We start from the raw sequence: 19,341 nt of genomic DNA, 5'->3' as shown, positions 1-19,341 counted from the left end.
TTTAAATCATGAAAAAATATATCATAACCCAACTACTTTTTTTGATACTGGTCATTTTAACCACCTCATGTGAAAGCATGATTGAAGTTGACTTACCTGAAAATAAAATCAATGAGAAAGATGTGTATCAAAATATAAACACCACTAAAGCAGTGTTATCAACTATTTATTCCAATATAAGAGATAAGTTCTTTCTCTCTAAAAACAGCAGTGGTTTAGCATATAGTCTTAGTCTTTACACAGATGAATTAGATTATTTAGGTACTTCTACCAATGATTTATACTTAAATACGATCAATGCAGATAACAATAGTAGCCGTTTATGGTGGGATAACGCATATCAAAGCATCTATACTATCAATGCTTTTATCAATGGTGTTAGCCAATCATCTGCTTTTGAAAAGCAAATAAAAAATCAGTTATTAGGAGAAGCATATACTCTTAGAGCTTTACATTATCAGTATCTAATACAACTCTATGGAGATATTCCTTACACAACTTCAACAGATTATATCTTTAATACAAGTATTTACAAAACACCGTATCATTTAGCACTGATTGAAATTGAAAAGGATTTATTACATGCTGTAGAACTTCTTTCTTATGAATACAGGGACAATCAGCGGTTTTATGTTAACAAAGCAGTTGCGGAGTTACTTCTTGTAGAGAATTATTTACTGCAAAAAAAATATAGTGAAGCTGAAAGCCTTGCTCAAAAACTGGTTTATAATTCGTTGTACAACATTGAAATGAATCTTGACCAAACTTTCAAGAAAACTGCAAAAAGTACACTATGGCAAATCAGTCCACTACAAAACTCTGCTGCTACACCAGAAGCAAATCTATATCTATTTACGTCAATTACCCCAACAACAACGGTGTTAAGTAAAAAGCTAATAGATTCTTTTGACACTAACGATATGCGTTTTAAGCATTGGATAAAAGAAGTGAAATCTAATGAAAGTGTGTTATATGGTGTTTATAAGTATAAAAACAAAACAAATAATACTGACGAGTACTCTGTTTTTTTCAGAATAGAACAAGCCAACTTTTTGTTAGCTGAAAGTCTTTATAGACAAGACAAAATTTCTGAAGCAGTACAAGTAATCAATACTGTACGAATCAAAAGAGGATTAAATGGTCTGCCTCTAAATATTACAAAACAAGAATTTGAAACACAATATCTTACTGAATCAAATAAAGAGTTTTTCACTGAATCTGGGCATCGATTCTTTACTTTAAAAAGACTTGAAAAACTACAGATACTTAAGGATGCTAAACCTAACTGGAGAGAATTTCATCAACTTTTTCCTATACCTGAGAAACAATTACTAATCAATAAAAATCTTAATCCTCAAAACAATGGATACTAATACACCTAAATCAATAACAAAACGTCTACCTATTTATCATTCATTGTTAATGCTTCTTTTAATTATGGGATGTAAATCACTTGATAAAACATCTCAACTAGCAGATAACAAAATAACAATACAAGGTAGAGTGACTGTAAAAGCAACGGATTCTGTACCACTTGGACTAACAACCATGAATATAAAGAACAAATGGGTGTGGAAAAACCAAGAACTACAAGTTTATGGAGAAAATGAAAGGGTGTTTGTAGATAAAAAAGGATACTATAAAATTCAAATAGAAAAAACAGATACTCTTGTTTTAATTCCAAACTATATCATTTATGGAAGGGACACAGCTGCTTATACTTTTACAGATTTCACAAAAGATGAAATACTAAATATCTCTGTTGAACCAAAGAATAAAGAATATGAGGCTCAAGTTAAAAATAATCCTACATTAAAAAATTACTTGGATAAGCATGTACAAACTGTAGATCCTGAAAAACTCATTACAATTAAGGGGAATATTTATAGTAAGAAAACACAAAAACCACTAAAAAACGTCGATGTAGGATCAGCTTTTAATAATAATACTGAAGGGACAGGTACTTATCATTTAACAGATACAAATGGTGCATTTTCTATAAAAGTACCAAAAGGATCTATGTGTAGCGTGTGGTCTTTATCTCCTAATGTTATTCGTTTTTATCCTCAAAATGATACCATTGTAAATCTTTATATGTAATTAGTTATGAAACATATTATAAATAGCATCTTGTTAGTACTGGCATTCTTGCAATTTGATTATGCAAATGCCAGTTTACAGCAAGATACTTTATCTATAGATGATAGATGGAACACTGTTTTTCCAAGTAAATTAAGTCCTGATGCTAAGTGGGGTCTTATCAGTAAAAGGTACCAAAACAAGTTCAATAAAAGCAAAGACTCTTTATTGTATATCAATACTTTAACTAAACAAAAAGTAGATATTGCTCACTTAAAAGATGTTTCCAATAATTTGCTTTACAATGATCTTGTTGTTGGAAAAGTTAATCAAGATATCATAATAGAAAAAATTGGATATCCATCAAGTAAATTACTTGTCAATAATATAAGAAAGTTTACAACCAAAGCTGTTGAAAATCAAAATCTATTAATCACTTTATCTTCTAACAATGAAATAAAAATTAGTATAATAAATAGTAAAGGACAGATTGACCGTGTTTTAATTAGTGATTTGGAAATAGGAAATTACTTTATAAACAGCAATAAAACAAAACTGGTATACCAGAAAAATGATACAGAACAATCGGTTTTTGTTGTTGATTTACAAACATTTAAAAATCAAAAGATTGATTCTTTTGACTACAAAATAGAAATGCTGTATTGGAACAAACAGCAAGATGTATTTGCATTTAAAGATACAAAAAACACAGTACATCTTGTTAACACTACAACTAATAGTGCAAAGTCCATAAAACTGAACGAAAAACAAATTGAGCGTTTTGAAATCAATTTTTACAGTAACAACGATGTGTTTGTCAGGTATAATGTTAAATCTGATAAGGAGATTCCTGCCACTGAGTATCTTGATATTTGGAATGGGAATTCAAAATTCTTATTTCCTAGTAATTTTAGAAGAAAGTATGAGATTATTTATAAAGCTTTTGTCTATAATTATCAACGTGATACTCTTGTAGAACTACACAGAACAAGAGAAAACGACTATGAATTTATTGATTTACCCAATCATCTCCTCGCTTATAATCCTTTTGATTTCCAGGACTTTGATAGTTACTTTGCAAAAATAAAGTACACACTTGTTAGAACAGATAACTTTGACTCTTTATTCTCAACTATTAGTAGAAGTAAACAATATTTAATACCTTCTCAAGACAATAAGTATGTTTTGTATATAGATAATAACAATTCAAAACAGTGGAAAATAGTGGATGTCCAAAGTAAAAAAACAATATCAATAACATCTGATACAGAGTATCGATTCATTCCTATGTGGTCGGAAAATTCACAGTTTGTTTTTTATGTAAATAATGATTTTCTAATTAAACTTAATGTGAAAAAGGGCACCCATCAAAAACTATTTAAAGTAAACAATCAATCACAGTTTACTTTTTTAAATAGTTTGACTAATAACAGTATTAACAATACTTTAGATACCAATAAACCAATCTTATTATTAACAAGTGATGAACAAGTCTCTTCAATTTATAAAATCAATAAAAACAAAATTGATACAATAGTAGAAATTAAAGATGATAATATTTCACAAGCTCGTTCAAGTTTAAAAAGTCTTACCAGTAAAGACCTTAGTACATTTATTTTTACTCAAGAGAATTACAATAAAGCAACTGATATTATGCTATTGAGAAATAATACGGTTTCAACATTACTATCAAGTGATATTCCTAAAGAGCTTTATTCTTGGAAAAAGAAAAAGAGTATCTTTTTTAAAGATAAATATCAAAAAGAGCTACAAGGAACACTTTATTATCCCAAAGATTTTGATTCAAATAAACAATATCCGATGATTGTATACACTTATAATTTCAATAGAACAGATACCAACATCTTTGAAGTTCCAACGCTTTTAAGTCAAATAGGATTTAATATTCCTTTGCTAACAGAACTGGGTTATTTTGTTTTTTATACTCAAACCTATGTTTCTGAGCAAGGTCCTGGAATATCTGCATTAGAGTGTATAACTAAAGGGATTGAAGCCATAACGCAAACCGAATCTTCTATTGATTCCAATAAATTAGGACTTATTGGGCACTCATTTGGTGGGTATAAAAGTAGCTTTATTGCAACTCAAAGCAATCTATTTAAAGCGGTTGTTAGTGGTGCAGCTGCTCATGACTTAATAGGAGGGCTTACCTATAGATATAGTAATATGAGAAATATACCGGATTGGTTCATGACAGAAAGTGCTCAATATGCATTTAATCAAAGTTATGCAGAAAATCCAGAAAAGTATTTGGCTAATTCTCCAATCTTACATGCACATAAAACAACTACTCCTATACTACTTTGGACAGGTCTTTTAGATGAAAATGTATATTGGGAAAATACCCGTAAAATGTATATTGCCTTAAAACGGTATCAAGTACCTACTATTGCTCTTTTTTACAAAGATATAGATCATGCCTTAGGATTAGATCATCCTATAGAATCCGAAGATTTAACAAAAAGAACTATTGATTGGTTTGATTACTTTTTAAGAGATAAAAAAGAAATTAAGTGGATAGAAAAGGGAATTAATTACGACAATACTTCTTGGAGTCCTTTGGATAACTTTTAAAATAAGAGAGCACCTAAAACATAGGTGCTCTCCGTTTTTACTTAATATTTACAATTCTGTAATTTCAAAAAGTGGCCTGTAATCATTTAAATTAGAATCCCAACCATACATTCTTGTTTGCTGGTTATTTACTTCTTCATAATAAGCAACTGTAGTCTCATCCAAAGTACAGTCTTTTCTATCTACAATAGTAGCTATTGGATAAGTACTTCCTACCTTATAGTGTAATGTACCAATGTATGGTGTTTGTGATTCAGCAATTTTTGTAGCTTCAATTTTATTATCAGCTTTATTACTAGCATTCATTGTGAATGCACCTACGCTTAGCATTGCAACAACGGCAAATGGCATAAGTAGGTTTTTTATCAAATGTTTCATAATGTTATCGTTTTTAAATTATATAACAAATCTCGTGTCTGTTATAAAAATGGTCGTCTTTTAAAGTTAATCTATGTCTCTTATTCACCGTAGTCGATTTATGTAGCTACCCTAAATCGAACTTTTCTATCCCTACTATACGTGTACAAAGTATAGTATTACAGCTTCAACTAAAAAAAATATAATCATGAAAAAATTCTTATGAGGTAAACTTACAACTCTTTGTAATTCAAAACAATACGTGTTTTCCGCATATTTTCATAGTATAATTAATTCTATCATTTAAGTAGTAGAGTATTATTTTTATTAATAATAGCACAAAGTTAGGCAATGCCTTGCGGTTCGCTAACAAGAAATTCCCCCATAAATGCTTGACTAAAGTCTGCGCTTTATTGCGTTGCTTCTTGCGCTCGCTAAGCCATTACCAATTGTGGTTCCATAATTAATTTAAAAATTTAATAGTATGGAAACTAAAGTTTTAAACAAAGAATGGCTTATCGCCTCAGAAGTAGAATTAATTTACAAATCAAAAGTAAAGGCTTCACAGAGACCTCAGATTACATCTTCTTACAGTGCTTATCAAATAGCATTAAAAGCGTGGGATGGTAATAAGATTGAATTATTAGAACAGTTTAAAGTCCTTATGCTTTCAAACAACAATAAAGTACTTGGAGTATTAGAAGTTTCCTCAGGAGGAATAACAGGTACAATAGTAGATTTGAGAATCATTTTTTCCGCTCTTTTAAAAGCGAACGCTGTGGGATTTTTGCTTATACACAACCATCCGTCAGGGAAATTAGCTCCAAGTGATGCTGATAGACAAATTACAAGAAAGATTAAAGAAGCAAGTAAAATACTTGATATTAATCTTTTAGATCATTTAATTATAACAGTAGAGAGTTACTACTCTTTTGCAGATGAAGGCATCTTATAAGGTGCCTTTGTTTTTTTAAAGAAGTAAAACTGTAAAAGTACTTTTACAGTTTTACTTCTTTAGTATTTTATTGAAATACTTAAAAAATAGGTTTGTTCTTTTCATTAAAGCTTGTGGTTATCTGTTGTTCGAACTCATTGAAATGATGTTCTAATAGATTATATAAATAAGCATAGATAGTAAGTTTATCTTCTGCGATGACCTGAACAATACGAGAAAGTACCTTATGATGCCCAGTATCTATATACACCGATTTCCCATGACGTGCTGTGCTTTTGACATCTTTAAAAAAGACTTCTTCATAATTTGTTGAATCGCATTCTTTAGTAGAGTTCTGTTCTTTTTTTACACGTCTTTTTTTCTTTGGTTCATCCACAGTATCTTCCTCTTCATCTCTTATACCAGGAGCATTGAGTTCAGCCTCTGTAAATCCATTAGGTCTTAGTCCATCAACCATTAGTGCCATCATAGCTTCTTCGTCAATAGCACGTTTCTTTTTAAATTCTTCTTTCATAATTACTCATTTTATATCTGTTTATTTATGTTATTAGTTAAATGTTATGCTACCTTTTGAGTTGCAATTCCAATGTTTAAGACATCAAACTGTATAAAGGTTTTATTAACAGTCAATTTGTGTGTTTGATCGTTGGGAGCTATGTAAAGTTATAGCTACGATATTGCGTTTGTCCAACAAAAATATTGCTTAGACAAATAACCAGAGATATGGACTCACTATTTAAAAACAGGTCTTTAAAGAGTTAATTTGGCGTTTACTTATAGGTGTATAAACAGTATTTATATTATAAAAAACATATTGTAAATATGTTGAAAAAGTTACCGAAAAGTAACAGCAAGTTATGTTTTGAGGCACTCCAAATAAGGTTCGAGCTTTCAAAACTACTTGCTCTTGCAGAGGGCTAGAAAACTACTCCGAAGTCGTGAGTTTTTTGTTTGAATAGCAGATAGACTCAAAATAATGTGGGGTTTACGGATTTCCGTAATATAGTTAGAGAAAGTTTTAATATGTTTGCTACAATTTTAGTTAAATATATTTGACAATGACGCTATATGAAATTCATAAGAATAATGAGATAAGCGTTCGCTCATACAATGTTTGTAGAGCTAACGGTATTGATAATATTAATACTTTAAAAGAATACTATTTAGCTAATGGTTCATTTGAGAAACTTCAAAACTGTGGATATAAGTCTAATAAGGAATTAATTGACATTTGCAATAAATTTCATTTAATTATTGAGCAAAATATGATCAAAGAATCATATAACGAATCGATAAATAAAATACAGCTTAATTTAACAAGGATACAAAGAGAAGTAATTAATAGCTTTATCTATGCTAATACAAATAGTCTTTCTGCAAGAACTAAAAATGCTATTTCACTGTTTTTAAATAACAACTTTAGTATTAGAAATTTCTCAGAAAAAATTTTATCTAATAAACACTTCAATATTGGCACTCTTGAAAATATAGGAAAAAAATCAATTCCTGAATTAGAAAATTATATTTCAATAATAAAAGATTTTATAGCTAACGTTAATGAATCTGCTGATGAGAGACAGCTAATAATATTAAAGAACAATTTTCTAATTCAACGAACGTTCTCCTTGCCACAAATTCCAAACGAAATTTTAGAATCAGAATATATATTTCTACTTACCAATTTCTTATTAGATAAAAATGTTTTATTTACTGAAAATCAAACAATTATATTAAAACAAGCACTAAAAATATATCAAGGTGAAAAAGAATTAAATCTTGAAGAAATTGCAGAAAGAAACAATTTAACAAGAGAACGAGTAAGACAAATAAGGAAAACTTGTATAGAAGAATTGTCTAATAAATTGTTATTTATCAAGAGTTTCAATGATAATTTGTTTCAAAACTATGGTTTAGACCTATCTGCTAATTTACTTGAAATTAAAGAAAATATAGTAAATAGAGTTAACACATTGAATAGAACAAACTTTTCTAAAGAATTTATTGGATATATACTTGCTGTTTATTTAAGTGATGATTTCTATTTATTAGGCAATATAGAAGATCTATTACTCCCTAAATTTTCCAACAGTAGAAGTCGACATAATTGGAGCAATTTTTATCTTATAAACAAATACCTTTCAATAATTGATTACACTTCATTTGTTAATGATGTAAGCGAAAGAATAAATGAACGCATTGAAGAAACTTATACTTTCAATTTCAAAAGCTATTTATCACGGTTCATTAAAGATTTCGATGTTGAGACTATAAATACAGCTCTACCGATAGCAGAAAAAATACTTATCGATGAATTTGGATTGTATCTAGATGTAAATGATAATCTTATATTTCAAAGAAATACAGTAAAACAGGTATTTGAATATGCTATTGAAGTATTAGAAAATATAGGAGAACCATCCAAATTAATAGAAATATATGATCTTCTTGAAAAAAACAATCCTGGAATTACTAAAAGCCATGATGCTTTAAGAGGTAGTCTGCAACGAACAACTGAAATTATTTATTTTGGACGAAGTAGTACTTATGGCTTAAAAAAATGGGAATCGGAAAGAAATAACATAAAAGGAGGCACAATCAAAGATATTGTGACAGAATACCTTAAAAAAAACAACGAGCCTATTCATATTTATGAAATTCTAGAAGAAATTCATAAATTTAGAGCAGACACTAATGCTAAAAATGTAATTACTAATTTAAAACTTGATCCTCAAAAACAATTTGTGATTTTTAATCAAAGTTTTATTGGGTTAAATAACAATAGTTACCATTCTAATTTAGTTGATTTGCCTAAATTTTTAGGTAAAGCGATAACAAAACATATAAGAAAAAATCACAGCATAGACATTGATACTTTAAATCACTACTATTGTGGATTATTGAATATCACTAATAAAAATATGAATTACATTATACAGCAGCTTATTGATAATAAATTCATTAATATAAACGAACAAAAAAAATTGACTGTATGAAAATACTAGAAAATAAAATACGCCAAACGTATCCACCCGAGCAACGACATATTTCATAACCTAATGTAAGATAGTAAGTTTGTCTCAAATAATAAAGAGATGAGCAAACAAGAAATGATGTACTCTCATGTAGAGGATTACAAAGCAAGTGGATTAACCCAATCAAGATACTGTGAAAGCGTAGGAATTAAATTAGCAACATTTAGTTATTGGGTAATAAAGTATAAGAATGAAAATATTCAAAATTCATCGAGTAACTTTATCACTATAAATAAAGAGCATATTACTGAGAGCAAAGAATACGATATTATCTATCCTAATGGAGTGAAACTTCGTGTAGAAACGAAAGATTTAAATGAACTCTATTCATTAGTGAACCTTGTCTAATGTTTAGTCTGAGTAGTAGTCACCAATTCCATTTATATAAATCAGCTTGTGATATGCGTAAGAGTTTTGATAGTCTGTGTGGCATTGTTCAAAACGAGCTTAATCAAGTAGCTCACAATGGCAGTGTGTACGTCTTTATCAATCGTCGAGGTAATCAGATGAAACTTCTGCACTGGGAAACAGGAGGTTTTGTGTTATATCACAAGCGATTAGAACAAGGTACTTTTGCCTTTCCATCTCATAACAAGTCACAGATAAGTTGGAGTGATTTAGTACTTATGATAGAGGGAATTCAAGTGATAAAAAGTAGTCAAAAAAGACGATTTTCTATGAAGTAAAACCGTCTTAATTCTTGTATAAACAAGGCTTTTGACGTATATTTACTTCATGGAAATAGACTTAGAAAACTTATCGAAACAAGAACTTTTGGCACTTATAAAACAGCAGTCAAAAACTATTTCCAAGCAAGAGAAAGTAAATACTAAGTTAGAAAAGAAAGCTACTGAGTTAGAAGAAAAGACCTCTAAACTAGAAGAAAAAAATACGATACTGGAATATCGAGTAAAGCTACTTGAACGCATGAAGTTTGGTCAAAGCCGAGAACGTTTTGAGGATCCTAATCAAACTCAGTTACCTTTGGATGTTGAACAAGCAGTCTTAGAGGAACAAGAAGAAGTAATCAAACAAGAGATTACCTACACTCGTGAAAAGAAGAAACATCCAGGACGAGCGAAACTTCCTGATCATTTACCTGTAGAAGAAATAGAAATTCACCCAGAAGGGGATCTATCTGATAAGGTCTGCATTGGTAAAGAAATTACAGATGTGTTAGATTATGTTCCTGGTTACTTTAAAATCAAGCGTTACATCCGATATAAATACGCGACCAAAGACAAAGAAGATACCCAAATTAGTATTGGATTACTCCCAGAGCGAATTATAGATAAAGGAATAGCTTCAGAAGGACTTCTATCAACTATATTGGTTGACAAATATGTAGACCATCTTCCTCTATATAGACAAAAGCAACGCTTTTCAAGAGAGAATATCGATATTGCTTCCTCTACAATAGATGGTTGGGCAGCTCAAAGTATGGATGCTTTGAAGCCACTATACCAAAAGCTGGTGATGGACATCAAAAACGAAGGTTATCTTCAAGTTGATGAAACCACCATCAAAGTCTTAGATGAGAAAAAGAAAGATAAATCTCATCTTGGGTATTATTGGGTGTATCACGCACCTATATCCAAACTCGTGATGTTTAATTACAGTCCTACTCGTGCTAGTAGTGCTGCATTACCCATATTAGAAAACTTCAAAGGATACCTGCAAACTGATGGTTATAGCGGGTACAAAGCCTATGGAAATAAGTCAGATGTTACACATCTTGGCTGTTGGGCACACGCTCGTCGTGAATTTGAGAGAGCATTAGACAATGATAAAATAAGGGCTCAGCATGTACTCGTAGAAATACAGAAATTATATGCTGTAGAGAAAAAAGCAAAAGAACAAAACTTAGCTCCTGACCAAATCAAAGAACTTCGTCTAAAAGAGAGTTTACCTATTATCAATGAACTGGGTAAATATATGTTCGCTCAGATGAAACTTACATTACCTAAAAGTCAAATAGGTAAAGCTTTTGCTTACTCACAAACAAGATGGGATAACCTTAGTGCGTATTTATACAATGGAAACTTACAGATAGACAACAACCTTGTAGAAAATGTAATTAGACCTGTAGCCCTTGGACGTAAAAACTATCTCTTTGCTGGTTCTCATGATGCTGCGCAAAGAGCAGCTATGGCCTATACATTTTTCGCTAACTGTAAAAAACATGACGTTAATCCATACCAATGGTTAAAGTATGTTCTTGAAAATATTCAATCCATAAACCACAAGAATATCACAGATCTATATCCTCATAATTATAAGAAGTTAATTACAAACATTGTAGAATAATAGTTACTCCTCACAAGATGTACTTGCTCGGGTGCATACCGCCAAACTGAAAGACTTAAAGAAATTTGTACAATTAAAGGTGTTGATTACACCTCTATAGAATCATTACTAGATTCTGTAAGAGCAAAAAAAATAAAACGTAATAACTACCATCAGCAAAAAATTGTTGATGTAATAGAAAGAGCTACAAAATGAAGTTTTCAAATATAATAATCAATAATTTTAGACAATATAATAAAATTGTAGATTTTGATTTATCTACAACTACAGAAAAGAATATTGTAGTAATTGGTGGTAAAAATGGTTTTGGAAAAACTAATTTTTTACTGTCAATTGTATGGTGTTTGTATGGTGAAAAAATTTCTCTGATAGATGATAATTTTAAAAAAGAAATCCAAAAGGAAAAAAATTATTCCTCTTTTATGCAACAATCAATTAATTGGACAGCACAAAAAGAAGGAATTAATACTTTTTCCATTAGTATAGTTGTTGAAGAAATTGAATTACCTAATAATTTTAACCTATCACCAGATGCTAATAAAATAATAATTACTCGATCAAGAAATACTTCAACAACAGAAGAAAAACTATCTATTATTGACACATCCTCAAATTTAGAATTATTTGATAATGAAGAAGATAAAATAAACTTCATTAATGATTATATCATTCCAATAGATGCTGCAAAATTTGTGTTTTTCGATGCTGAAAAAATTTCTGAAATAGCAAATTTATCAATAAAAGAAGAAGGTAGTTTTATAAATGATGCGCTTGGAAAAATATTAGGCTTAGACAATTATGAAACACTAATTGATGATCTAGAATTTTACATTAATACTTTAAAAAAAGAAGGAGCCACTAGAAATCTTCAAGAACAAATTATAGATAAGGAAAAAGCTATTGATCTATCATATTTGGAAATTGAAAAGCTTGAAGAAGATAATGCTGAAAAACTTAAAGAGATAGATGAATTAAAAAAGGAGATTAGAAAATTTGATACCTTAATTTCGCAAAACAGTAAACAAGGTAATTCCAATTTAGACAGAGAAACAATATTGTCTGAAATTGAGAAACTAAAAATAAAAGAAGTAGATCTAAATGAAAAATTCACAGAATTAAGTGAGGTTATTCCTTTGACAATATTAGCTGGAAAATTAGAAGAAGTAAAGGAGCATATTTCTATTCAAGAAAATAATGAGCTATCTCAAAAATTATTAAAAGAAAATGCAGCCAAAATAGATAATTTTATTGAATTGCTTTTCAATAAACCTCCCGATCCAGAAAATTCAACTATGTCTTTTAGAGATAAGAGTTTCTACTATGACAAAGCAAAACGTTTAGGGGGTGAATTATATAATAATGAAAATAACTATCAAGAATTAAAGTTCGAACATGATTTAAATAATGCTGAAAAAAAATTAATTTCTGATGCAATTATTCTTGTCAATACTCAATCAGGTGACTTATTCCAAAATACCATTGAAGGATTTAATAGTATCGATTTACGTAAATCCGAATTAATAAAAATTCTTAACAAAATTGATGCCGATTTAGTTGATGATATTGTATTAGATTACGTTGCAAAGAAAGAAACAGCTGAAAATAAAACTACTGAAAATAACAGAAAAATAGGAGAAAATACCCAACAATTAAACAAAATAAAGAAAGATATTACAAGGTTTAATCACGAACTCATAACCCTCAGAAACAATGTTGAAATCAATGCTCAAAATAAATTAAAAATTAAAGAAACAGAAAAATACATTGATACACTTCATACATTTTTAGAAGAACAAAAAAGCACACATAAAGATAGTTTAGAGAAAACTATTCTTAGTGAGTTAAGAATTTTAATGCATAAACTCTCAAGCGAGGAAAACAATAGTAGATTTATTGAAGATGTTAAAGTTACCATTCTAGCTTCAGGTCAAGGTATGAAAATCACATTACTTGACCAAGATGATAATGAAATTAAAAAGGAGAGCTTATCATCAGGAGAAAAGCAAATTTATATCTCTTGCTTAATTAAAGCTATTCTAAATGAATCAATCCAAAGCTTGCCAATTTTCATAGACACTCCATTAGGAAGGCTCGATGAAGAACACAGAGATAGTATCACAAAAAAATATTATCCTTCTTTATCAGAGCAAGTTGTACTTTTCTCAACAAATAGTGAGATTACCCCTAAACGATTTAGAGATATTTCAGAAAACATTGCCAAATCGTACCTATTAATAAACGATGGAGCTAATACCAATTTAAAGAATGGATATTTCAATACTGTAAACAATGATTAGATTTAAAATAGATTTGGAAAGCACAGAATTGTTGGACAGAATTACAACGATCTATAATTTTAAAAGAGATACTATAACAGGAAGAATAGCTCTTTCATTGAGCCTTGAAAAAGGAAAAAAATTTACTGAAGAAACTCTAAGTCTTGCACAAAATGGAAGAGAATATACCCCTACAAGTAATCTCTTCGGACGTCTTATTAATGATACAGATAATTTTGTTCTTTATAAAACTATCTTTGACCAACATTATAATAATGAGTTATCTGAAAATGAATTTATTCGATTATACAAATTACATTTAAAGGACGGACTTGACTTATGGAAACAGCAATTAGATAATAGTGACATAACTAAAGGAGAGCACATTTCAATACTATTAAAACCAATAAAAAAAGGACTAACTCTTAGATCAAATACACCACACATTTCGATAGATAGAAAAAAAACTGAAATCAAAGAGTTTAAAGATTTATTATCATTTGAAATTGGAAAATCTGAAAATAATGAACCTATTATTATTAAAATTAATGATCTTCGAGAATTCGACAATAGAAATATTGCAATTGCAGGAATGGCTGGATCTGGGAAAACCCAATTAATAAAAGATATTCTTTATCAGATTTCCAAAAACTCAAACGACGAACTTAAATTTATATTTTTTGATTACAAAGGAGAAGGAAATCCAGAACAACTAAAATCATTTCTAGAGGCAGCAAATGCTGAATTCGTTGATATTGTTAATGATGGAGGAGTAAATTTCAACCCTTTCTTATCAATCAATTTGGATGAAAGACAAAGACCATTTAGTATTCGTGCATTTGTAGATACTATTTCAACATTTGTTCCAAAAATGGGAGTTAGTCAAGAAAATATTATTATAAGTTTAATTAATGATTTACTAGATAGAAAAAATGGTTCATATCCTACTATTAACGAATTATTCAACGATTTAGAAAATTATTATGAAGAAAATGGAATTAGACAAGATACATTATATTCTGTGATAAGAGATTTATCAACTAATATCTTTAATTGTAATCCAAATAATCCAAGTATATTAAGTAAAAGCTTATATCTAAATTTACCTCCTGCTCTTTCAGATACATTACGTCAATTAGTTGTGTTTCTCTTACTAAGATTTTTTAATTCATATTTCACCTCTACAAATGATTGCGAACCTCAAGACCATATTTTTCCAATTAGATATGTAATTGTTATTGATGAAGCACATATTTATCTAAAAAACAAAAATGCAAGAAAAGCTTTAGAAGATCTTTTACGACTTTTAAGATCAAAAGGTGTTATTGTTGTCATGCTTTCACAAGGAGTTGAAGATTATAAAACAAAAGATTTTGATTTCGCTTCTCAAGTACAATTGCCAATATGTTTAAATATTCAGAACAAAGACTATAAAGCAATCAGTAATTTTGTAGGTACACCAAATAGTAGATATAAACTTGAAACAGAAATCAAAAAATTAGATTCTGGAAAAGGATTAATAAATATTGGGGATCCAAAAATAATAGAACTTAGACAATGGTGGAGAACAAAAAGAGAAGAAAATTTATGATAATCTACAAAAACATTTATAGAAATTAAAAAAATCAAATAGTATGATCTATATAACGAAATTCCTTTATTAAAACAATTACTAAAAACATTCAGCATCTTCAAGAAAGTTGTTCGATAATTGTCATTTAGGGACTAGTACATACAGGACATAAGGACATAGTCACGTAACTATGTCCTTTTTTATTTATCTATTAATATAGATAAATACTTATAAAATTTTTAACACCCAACTCACTTATGGTCACAGTGGATATTTCGGTCGGACCGTGCCACCTATTTCGGTCAAAATGTGCCTTTAGCTGCATTTAGATTTGCACCACTTAAACTAACACTTGTAGTTATTTCGGTTCAAACTACGTCATATAAATTTCACTAAATACTACAAACATTCCTTTGAGTTATAATAACAAAATATAACTATCTTAATCCAAATTTATAAAAATCATCCGGTAAAGATTTTTCATTGAATTTTAACTTACCTGCCCAATAGAGTTTATCAAAATCACCTTGTTCGTATGGAGAAAAGCTTAAATAAATATCTTCATTTTCAGCTAATTTTTTAAAGTTGGATGGATTCTGTAAATAGCAAGCACACACATCAAGTTCATCGATAGAATACATTCTATCATGCATTTGCCTCCTATAATCCAAGAAATCCAAAAAATTATTGATGTGATTTTTCGATTTTATCTGTAGCGTTTTCAAAAATATTTCTAAATCATCAATATAAACAGACCAAGGATAATCAACATCATCTTCCTTCTCTAACAATAAACCTAAATCAGTCTGTAAGCAACCGAATCTTTCTAGTGTTACAACAACTGAAAATACATTATTAATATTTAAAGGATTAATAACTTGTAATACTTTTTTACGATCATTTTTCAAATTAAAAACTTCCTCAGAATAAAAGAAATCTTCAACTCTCTTACATTGGTCAAAGCCATATTGAATAGCATTTTTAAAATCTGACTTTAATCTACCAATAGCCTTATCTACATCTCTAAAGGGTTCACGTAGCTTGGAAGCTTTGACTTCTACAATAATTGCATTTCCTCTATATAAGATTAACAAGTCTTGCTCGTGATTATCAATTACATAATAATTTTCAAAGAAATTGGAATCTTTACTAGCAAAGAAAGATTTAAATATATCATTCACTTTATCCTCCAAAGTATCTTCTCTATGTTTCCTTAATTTAACATTAGTACTTTTATTATTAAATAAATGAGCGTATATAATTTTATAAATAGAAATAGATAATTGTTTCCCGTACAAGCTTAAATAGTTGTCATCAGAAAGCTTCAAAAATGGTGTCGTTTCAAAAATACTTTCAGCAGTGTAATATCTGATAGAATTATCAGACACTGGTTCAATTGATACTAATTTTAAAAGTTTATCAACTTTTTGCGCATCTAACCTATGGTACAAATCAGATGATGAAAACATTAAAGATGCATATGATTTAGCATTAAAGGAATCGAAAGCTTTCTTAATATGTTCAGGTAGCATTTCATAAGAATCTGAGAAACATATAATACCATGTTGAATTCTATCATTAAAATCTCTAAATTCTTTAGTAAACATAAACTCCATCATTTGCTTACCACGAATTATGGAAATGAGCTCAATTTCCTTACAAACCTCAATTAAAAAATCAATATCAAAACCAAAATCTGAAATTATTTTTTCATCAAAGGGAGAAAACACTCTCCTTAATTTTTCTAAATCTTGTTCAACATAGCTTAAAACACCGTTATCAAAATGATTCCTAACGGCCATTTCGTGAATTACAGATTCTTTGGTATAATTATTTAAATCTTGCGGATATATAATTTTTTTAATTTCATCCAGCTTATCTGCAATTAGATGTAAATTATCGAATGGAAACTCAAACTTTTCCATTCCTTTTTTATCAGAAAATGCATTCAAAGAAATTAAGTAAAGAAAGTCTTTCAATTTAGAACCAAATCTATTTATTTCAATATCTGCCGCAGGATCAATATTTTTTTTAATAAAAAAAGCTAAAGATCCAGCAAAGCTTTCAGTGTCATATTGCGACACTAATTCTTGAAGCTCATCTATTTTACTTTCAATATCTATCATATCTTGCTAAATAATTTTTACTGGTTACGTCCGTGTAAATAAAAAGGAGTTATTTGTATGAATAACTCCTTTACTATTAGTTTAAAAAAGTGATACTATTTATACAGATAAAAATGCATTAAAAAGATTAGTCCACTTATCTATATACTCTTGCGGTATTGCATCTGCTTTCTTACTTTTTAATTGAGCTTTTGCCGCCATAGATATTCCAACTTTCCAGCCTTTTTCTAATTCAATTCCATTTGAATCAGCAAATGTTTCTATTTGAGAAACTACTGGAATTTCTTTATTATAATTATCTTCAAAATCTACTTCATCTAAAGAATTGAAAAGTCTGTCAACTCCTTTTTTTATTAATGAAAATGGAATCAAATCTTCCACCTCTGATTTTTCAATTTCGGTATAATCTTTAACATCTAATATTCTATTTTCAAACCCTTGGTACAAACCTGATAATAATCTTTTCTTCGCATCTTCGCCACTTTTATCAGAATCGATAATTAGATAAGGTATATCATCTGCCTTACTCGAAATCATACTCACAACACCAGGAACACCTTTTACACCACCTGATGGTACAAATACAATTTCTTGTTCCGGAGCAATAAGTTTTTCTCGAATCAAGAAGCCTTTAATAGCATTTAGATAAAACTGGTCAGATGGTCCTTCAACTACAATAGCTTGGCAACCTTGTAATAAAACATCTGAAACACTTAGTCCTAAAGCTGCGTGAACTGCATATATAGATTTTTCGTTCAGGGCATCACTACCTTGTCTTAAATTACTTGAAGCAACTGTATAGCCATCCTTATCCATAAAAACGACTCTGCATCTATCTATATTAGATGTATCAACAATAAATGGAGAATGCGTTGTATTGATTATCTGATTGCCTTTTGACAAATTATCAAAAAATAAAGCAAGGTCTTTTTGTGCTAAAGGGTGTAAAGTAAGTCCCGCTTCATCAAGCAATAAAATTGCCCCTTTGTTTTGTTCTTGACTTTCAACAAGGAAGATTAAATAAAAACTAATAAACCATTGAAGCCCTGTACTACGAAGTTCTAATGCTACTTCGTCCGTTCTTATACTATCAGATACCCAGATGCGGAAATAATCGCCATCTGCTTCAAACCTAAATTTATATTCTCCCTGTTTCCACCATTCTCTAAATTTCTTTGTCAAATCGCCTGAAGCTGACTGCAAGAGAATACTTCGTTCTTCCTTATCATTTTCTGCTTGCTTAATTTCCTCAGAAGTTGGTTGAGTATTACCATTTCTGCCATTCCTAAGCATTGCCATTTCTTTCGGATCTTGTCCTAGTTCCAAAATTTCTTTCGGGTCTAATTTCACAAATTCGAAAAGTACCCTGAGCGTACGAACCTGTTCCTCGTTTACATCTATTCCATCTACAGTTTCTCCATTTAGCCATTTGATAACATTTGGAAGATAGATTTTCGAAGATAAGTTTCCATAGTTTGAGTAATAGACAAATGGTGGTATTTCTGCGAGAATAGCTTTCTCCAAATCCAATTCAACAATTGGCACAATAATATCTTCTTCAATCGGTTCTTCGCCCTCTTCAAGTTCTTTAGTTACTTTTTCTGTTTTAGTCGATTTCGGGTTTCCACTTGGAAATTCAAATGTATAACTTCCATCATAAAAACGAGAAACTTTTACAGATTTATCTCCCTGAAGATTACATTCAACTTTAGATTCAATGCTCTTTATAGCTTCATCATCAAGCTCAAATTCCGCTGTAATAAACTTTACTTCTTCGGGAGTTTTACGATAAGTACTAAGTTTAGAAACTGGCATATCGTGTAAAATGTCAATACTTCCTTCTCTTGCTGGATTTAGCTTCCACAAAGCCAAAAGTAAGTTTGACTTTCCAGCTTCGTTAATTCCAACTAACGTTGTCACATTATCACAATCAATCCAGCCGCTATCAAGAACTGACCGAAAATTTTCTACTTTGTATCTTTTTAATATCATAATAGTTATAGAATATTAGGTTATTAAATTATATATTTTCTTTCAATTG

At 29.7% G+C, this 19,341-nt stretch carries 14 protein-coding genes; 10 read left to right on the top strand and 4 right to left on the bottom strand.

Annotation, left to right across the window (positions count from 1 at the left end):
- Positions 1–8 precede the first annotated feature (8 nt).
- The 3 genes from FBR08_RS13480 to FBR08_RS13470 are packed head-to-tail and all read left to right on the top strand — an operon-like array spanning position 9 to position 4,674.
- Positions 9–1,373 carry a RagB/SusD family nutrient uptake outer membrane protein gene (locus tag FBR08_RS13480; protein WP_158963197.1) on the top strand — a complete coding sequence of 455 codons (1,365 nt, stop codon included), beginning with the start codon at positions 9–11 and terminating at the stop codon, positions 1,371–1,373.
- Positions 1,363–2,100 (top strand): hypothetical protein, encoded by a 738-nt coding sequence (locus tag FBR08_RS13475; RefSeq protein ID WP_158963196.1) that lies wholly within the window; start codon positions 1,363–1,365, stop codon positions 2,098–2,100. Before FBR08_RS13480 ends, FBR08_RS13475 begins: the two co-directional genes overlap by 11 nt.
- A 6-nt stretch (positions 2,101–2,106) precedes the next feature.
- The gene (locus FBR08_RS13470) at positions 2,107–4,674 is read left to right on the top strand and encodes a prolyl oligopeptidase family serine peptidase (protein WP_158963195.1); all 2,568 of its coding nucleotides are present in this window, start codon (positions 2,107–2,109) and stop codon (positions 4,672–4,674) included.
- A gap of 48 nt (positions 4,675–4,722) precedes the next feature.
- On the opposite strand, the gene FBR08_RS13465 is transcribed toward FBR08_RS13470, so the two are convergent.
- A complete protein-coding gene (locus FBR08_RS13465; RefSeq protein WP_158963194.1) occupies positions 4,723–5,052 on the bottom strand; it encodes a hypothetical protein in 330 nt (109 codons plus the stop codon).
- A 463-nt stretch (positions 5,053–5,515) separates the two neighbouring features.
- Here FBR08_RS13465 and FBR08_RS13460 point away from each other — a divergent pair, with 463 nt between their 5' ends.
- Positions 5,516–5,986 carry a JAB domain-containing protein gene (locus FBR08_RS13460; protein ID WP_158963193.1) on the top strand — a complete coding sequence of 157 codons (471 nt, stop codon included), beginning with the start codon at positions 5,516–5,518 and terminating at the stop codon, positions 5,984–5,986.
- A 79-nt stretch (positions 5,987–6,065) separates the two neighbouring features.
- Here FBR08_RS13460 and FBR08_RS13455 read toward each other — a convergent pair whose 3' ends face one another.
- The gene (locus FBR08_RS13455; protein ID WP_158963192.1) at positions 6,066–6,500 is read right to left on the bottom strand and encodes a DUF3408 domain-containing protein; all 435 of its coding nucleotides are present in this window, start codon (positions 6,498–6,500) and stop codon (positions 6,066–6,068) included.
- A gap of 544 nt (positions 6,501–7,044) precedes the next feature.
- Here FBR08_RS13455 and FBR08_RS13450 point away from each other — a divergent pair.
- The 6 genes from FBR08_RS13450 to FBR08_RS13425 all read left to right on the top strand — a co-directional run bounded on the left by FBR08_RS13450 (position 7,045) and on the right by FBR08_RS13425 (position 15,192).
- Positions 7,045–8,979 carry a sigma factor-like helix-turn-helix DNA-binding protein gene (locus tag FBR08_RS13450; protein WP_158963191.1) on the top strand — a complete coding sequence of 645 codons (1,935 nt, stop codon included), beginning with the start codon at positions 7,045–7,047 and terminating at the stop codon, positions 8,977–8,979.
- 99 nt (positions 8,980–9,078) lie between these two features.
- Complete coding sequence (tnpA, locus tag FBR08_RS13445) at positions 9,079–9,366, top strand: IS66 family insertion sequence element accessory protein TnpA (RefSeq protein WP_131540868.1); 288 nt, start codon at positions 9,079–9,081, stop codon at positions 9,364–9,366.
- Positions 9,366–9,704 carry an IS66 family insertion sequence element accessory protein TnpB gene (gene tnpB, locus FBR08_RS13440; RefSeq protein WP_115660758.1) on the top strand — a complete coding sequence of 113 codons (339 nt, stop codon included), beginning with the start codon at positions 9,366–9,368 and terminating at the stop codon, positions 9,702–9,704. The genes tnpA and tnpB overlap by 1 nt, the downstream gene beginning before the upstream one ends.
- A gap of 49 nt (positions 9,705–9,753) precedes the next feature.
- The gene (tnpC, locus tag FBR08_RS13435; RefSeq protein ID WP_158964099.1) at positions 9,754–11,325 is read left to right on the top strand and encodes an IS66 family transposase; all 1,572 of its coding nucleotides are present in this window, start codon (positions 9,754–9,756) and stop codon (positions 11,323–11,325) included.
- Between the two features lie 191 nt (positions 11,326–11,516).
- Entirely contained in the window at positions 11,517–13,622 is a 2,106-nt protein-coding gene (dndD, locus tag FBR08_RS13430) for a DNA sulfur modification protein DndD (protein WP_158963190.1), read from the top strand.
- Complete coding sequence (locus FBR08_RS13425) at positions 13,615–15,192, top strand: ATP-binding protein (protein ID WP_233266117.1); 1,578 nt, start codon at positions 13,615–13,617, stop codon at positions 15,190–15,192. The genes dndD and FBR08_RS13425 overlap by 8 nt, the downstream gene beginning before the upstream one ends.
- Positions 15,193–15,611: 419 nt before the next feature.
- On the opposite strand, the gene FBR08_RS13420 is transcribed toward FBR08_RS13425, so the two are convergent.
- Together FBR08_RS13420 and FBR08_RS13415 are read right to left on the bottom strand one after the other, a co-directional pair.
- Positions 15,612–17,300, bottom strand: coding sequence for a hypothetical protein (locus FBR08_RS13420; RefSeq protein WP_233266116.1), 1,689 nt, complete (start codon positions 17,298–17,300; stop codon positions 15,612–15,614).
- Between the two features lie 99 nt (positions 17,301–17,399).
- Complete coding sequence (locus FBR08_RS13415; protein ID WP_158963189.1) at positions 17,400–19,292, bottom strand: AAA family ATPase; 1,893 nt, start codon at positions 19,290–19,292, stop codon at positions 17,400–17,402.
- Positions 19,293–19,341 lie beyond the last annotated feature (49 nt).

It is taken from the genome of Myroides fluvii, assembly GCF_009792295.1.
Lineage (GTDB): Bacteria > Bacteroidota > Bacteroidia > Flavobacteriales > Flavobacteriaceae > Flavobacterium > Flavobacterium fluvii_A.
The sequence above is the reverse complement of the archived record's forward strand: the minus strand, read 5'-3'. Positions and strand labels throughout refer to the sequence as shown.

Bases quoted from the DNA above. Each gene is read 5' to 3' on its own strand.
- tnpB (WP_115660758.1), top strand. From the start codon at position 9,366: ATGTTTAGTCTGAGTAGTAGTCACCAATTCCATTTATATAAATCAGCT.
- FBR08_RS13465 (WP_158963194.1), bottom strand. From the start codon at position 5,052: ATGAAACATTTGATAAAAAACCTACTTATGCCATTTGCCGTTGTTGCA.
- FBR08_RS13450 (WP_158963191.1), top strand. From the start codon at position 7,045: ATGACGCTATATGAAATTCATAAGAATAATGAGATAAGCGTTCGCTCA.
- FBR08_RS13480 (WP_158963197.1), top strand. From the start codon at position 9: ATGAAAAAATATATCATAACCCAACTACTTTTTTTGATACTGGTCATT.
- FBR08_RS13475 (WP_158963196.1), top strand. From the start codon at position 1,363: ATGGATACTAATACACCTAAATCAATAACAAAACGTCTACCTATTTAT.
- tnpC (WP_158964099.1), top strand. From the start codon at position 9,754: ATGGAAATAGACTTAGAAAACTTATCGAAACAAGAACTTTTGGCACTT.
- tnpA (WP_131540868.1), top strand. From the start codon at position 9,079: ATGAGCAAACAAGAAATGATGTACTCTCATGTAGAGGATTACAAAGCA.
- FBR08_RS13470 (WP_158963195.1), top strand. From the start codon at position 2,107: ATGAAACATATTATAAATAGCATCTTGTTAGTACTGGCATTCTTGCAA.
- dndD (WP_158963190.1), top strand. From the start codon at position 11,517: ATGAAGTTTTCAAATATAATAATCAATAATTTTAGACAATATAATAAA.
- FBR08_RS13415 (WP_158963189.1), bottom strand. From the start codon at position 19,292: ATGATATTAAAAAGATACAAAGTAGAAAATTTTCGGTCAGTTCTTGAT.
- FBR08_RS13420 (WP_233266116.1), bottom strand. From the start codon at position 17,300: ATGATAGATATTGAAAGTAAAATAGATGAGCTTCAAGAATTAGTGTCG.
- FBR08_RS13455 (WP_158963192.1), bottom strand. From the start codon at position 6,500: ATGAAAGAAGAATTTAAAAAGAAACGTGCTATTGACGAAGAAGCTATG.
- FBR08_RS13460 (WP_158963193.1), top strand. From the start codon at position 5,516: ATGGAAACTAAAGTTTTAAACAAAGAATGGCTTATCGCCTCAGAAGTA.
- FBR08_RS13425 (WP_233266117.1), top strand. From the start codon at position 13,615: ATGATTAGATTTAAAATAGATTTGGAAAGCACAGAATTGTTGGACAGA.